Below are 2,317 nucleotides of genomic sequence, written 5' to 3'. Positions count from 1 at the left end.
AGCCAGCCGCCAAACGCCACGGGCCGACAACGGCCCCGGGCGGGGCCACAACTGGCGATGAGGCCCCGCCCGTGGCGGAGGGAGCGTCCCGAGCAGCTCACGCCACCCGGGACCGACTCACTTGAGCGTGACGGTGGCGCCAGCGCCCTCGAGCTGCTCCTTGGCCTTGTTGGCCGCTTCCTTGTCGACCTTCTCCAGGACGGCCTTGGGGGCGCCGTCGACGAGGTCCTTGGCTTCCTTCAGTCCCAGGGAGGTCAGCGAGCGGACCTCCTTGATGACCTGGATCTTCTTTTCCCCAGCGGCTTCGAGGATGACGTCGAACTCGCTCTGCTCCGCCTCCTCCTCCGCGGCGGCCGCGCCGGCGCCGCCAGCGGCCGCAACCGCGACGGGGGCAGCGGCGGTGACCTCGAAGGTGTCCTCGAATGCCTTGACGAACTCGGACAGCTCGATCAGGGTCATCTCCTTGAAGTGGTCAAGGAGTTCCTCGGTGCTCAGCTTCGCCATGATGGCGTTCCTTTCTCTTCATGCCTTGAGTGGCGTGTGGTGGTGCTTGCTGACCGGACCGGGTGGTCCGTGGCGGTCAGCTCTCGTCGCCACCCTCGGCGACGTCGGTGGTGGTCTCGGCGGCAGCCTCGACCGGTGCCTCGGCGTCAGCCGTGGGCTCGGAGGCCGCAGCGGTGGCATTGTCGCCACCCTGCTCCTCCACCTTCGCGCGCAGCGCGTCGACGACCCTGGCGGCCTGCGACAACGGAGCGGCGAAGAGGTAGGCGGCCTTGCTCAGGTTCGCCTTCATGGCGCCGGCGAGCTTGGACAGCAGGACCTCGCGGGACTCCAGGTCCGCGAGCTTGGTGATCTCCTCCGGCGTCAACGGCAAGCCGTCGAGGATGCCAGCCTTGATCACCAGAGCCGGGTTGGCTTTGGCGAAGTCACGCAGCCCCTTGGCAGCCTCGACCGGGTCACCGGTGACGAAGGCGATCGCCGTGGGGCCGACCAGGTGGTCGTCGAGGCCGTCAACGCCGGCTTCGGCGGCAGCACGCTTGGTCAGCGTGTTCTTCACCACGGAGTAGGTGGCGTGCTCGCGCATCGAAGTACGCAGCGCGGTGAGCTGGCTCACCGTCAGACCGCGGTAGTCGGTCAGCACGGCCGCGCCGGACGTGCGGAATTTCTCCGCGATGTCGGCGATGGCTGCAGCCTTCTCGGGCGTTGCCATATGGGCCTCCTTCGTCGTGGTGCCGGCTACCCCGTGGTCCCACGACAAGAGCCCCGGCGCAAGGGCGCACGGGGCTCGTAGGTCTGCAGCGCAGCCTCAGGCTGGGCACAGCGGCTCGTATCACTCCTGCGCTGGTTGCCCCTGGTGAGGGAACCTTCGGCCGACGCTTCCGTGCGCTTTCGCGCCAGGGCACGCCGACAACCGGCGGTCATTGGGTATGACGTCAGCGTACGGCATACCTCAACTGCCCCCAAATTGGGCCGGCTCGAACGGGTGAGGCGGGGGCGCGCTGGTGCCAAATCCTGACGTATACCGCTCCGATCGGGTACCAATAGGTCCATGAAGGCCGTCGAAACATGGTTCTCGCCCCGCATGCAGCAGAACATCTCCCTGGCCAGGTGGGGCCATGGCGGGGTGCCGGTGCTGGTGCTGCCCACCGCTGGGGGTGATGCGGAGGAGATCGAACGTCACAAGCTGGTCCGCGTGCTCGATGACCTGATCCAGCCCGGACACATCCGGCTCTACTCCTGCGACAGCCTCGCGGGGAAGGCGATGATGCAGGGACACGGGGACGTCGCTTACCGCTGCCGCCTCCTCAACCAGTTTCATCAGGCGATTGCGCACGAGGTCATGCCCGCCATCCGCGCGGACTCTGGTCATGAGCTCGCCGTGGTCGCTGGCTCCTCGATCGGCGCCTTCAACTCGGTCGCCCTCATCACCCGTTTTCCGCACCTGTTCCGGCTGGCGATCGCGATGAGCGGCACCTACGAGATCGAGCGCTTCATCGGCGGCTATGCCGACGATCTCTTCTACGCCTCCCCAAAGCGGTTCCTGCCAGGGATGAGCGGTCCGTCGCTGGAAAGGATCCGGTCCCGCTTCGTGCTGCTGGCCTCCGGGACCGGGGCCTGGGAAAACATCGAGGAGTCCTGGCAGATGGCCGACATCCTGGGTGCTCAGAGCATCCCCAACCGCGTTGACGACTGGGGCCCCGACTACGAGCATGAGTGGCCGACCTGGTGGGCGATGCTGCCGCAATATCTCCGTGAGCTTCTCGACCTTCACTGACCCCGGCGATGACGAGGGCCCTGCGGCTGGTCTACCCGCACC

General features: G+C 67.2%; 3 protein-coding genes. 1 reads left to right on the top strand and 2 read right to left on the bottom strand.

Annotated elements, in window-relative coordinates; all coding sequences use genetic code 11:
- Positions 1–117: 117 nt before the first annotated feature.
- Both rplL and rplJ read right to left on the bottom strand, forming a co-directional pair.
- Complete coding sequence (gene rplL, locus Q4P07_RS04805) at positions 118–504, bottom strand: 50S ribosomal protein L7/L12 (RefSeq protein WP_303373761.1); 387 nt, start codon at positions 502–504, stop codon at positions 118–120.
- A 76-nt stretch (positions 505–580) separates the two neighbouring features.
- Positions 581–1,210: a 50S ribosomal protein L10 gene (gene rplJ, locus Q4P07_RS04800; protein WP_303373760.1), complete on the bottom strand. Its 630-nt coding sequence runs from the start codon at positions 1,208–1,210 to the stop codon at positions 581–583.
- 339 nt (positions 1,211–1,549) lie between these two features.
- Here rplJ and Q4P07_RS04795 point away from each other — a divergent pair, with 339 nt between their 5' ends.
- Positions 1,550–2,275 carry an esterase family protein gene (locus Q4P07_RS04795; protein ID WP_303373759.1) on the top strand — a complete coding sequence of 242 codons (726 nt, stop codon included), beginning with the start codon at positions 1,550–1,552 and terminating at the stop codon, positions 2,273–2,275.
- Positions 2,276–2,317: the final 42 nt, after the last annotated feature.

Source organism: Ornithinimicrobium sp. (genome assembly GCF_030537745.1).
Lineage (GTDB): Bacteria > Actinomycetota > Actinomycetes > Actinomycetales > Dermatophilaceae > Ornithinicoccus.
This window is presented reverse-complemented; position numbering and strand designations above follow the sequence as displayed.

Bases quoted from the DNA above. Each gene is read 5' to 3' on its own strand.
- rplL (WP_303373761.1), bottom strand. From the start codon at position 504: ATGGCGAAGCTGAGCACCGAGGAACTCCTTGACCACTTCAAGGAGATG.
- rplJ (WP_303373760.1), bottom strand. From the start codon at position 1,210: ATGGCAACGCCCGAGAAGGCTGCAGCCATCGCCGACATCGCGGAGAAA.
- Q4P07_RS04795 (WP_303373759.1), top strand. From the start codon at position 1,550: ATGAAGGCCGTCGAAACATGGTTCTCGCCCCGCATGCAGCAGAACATC.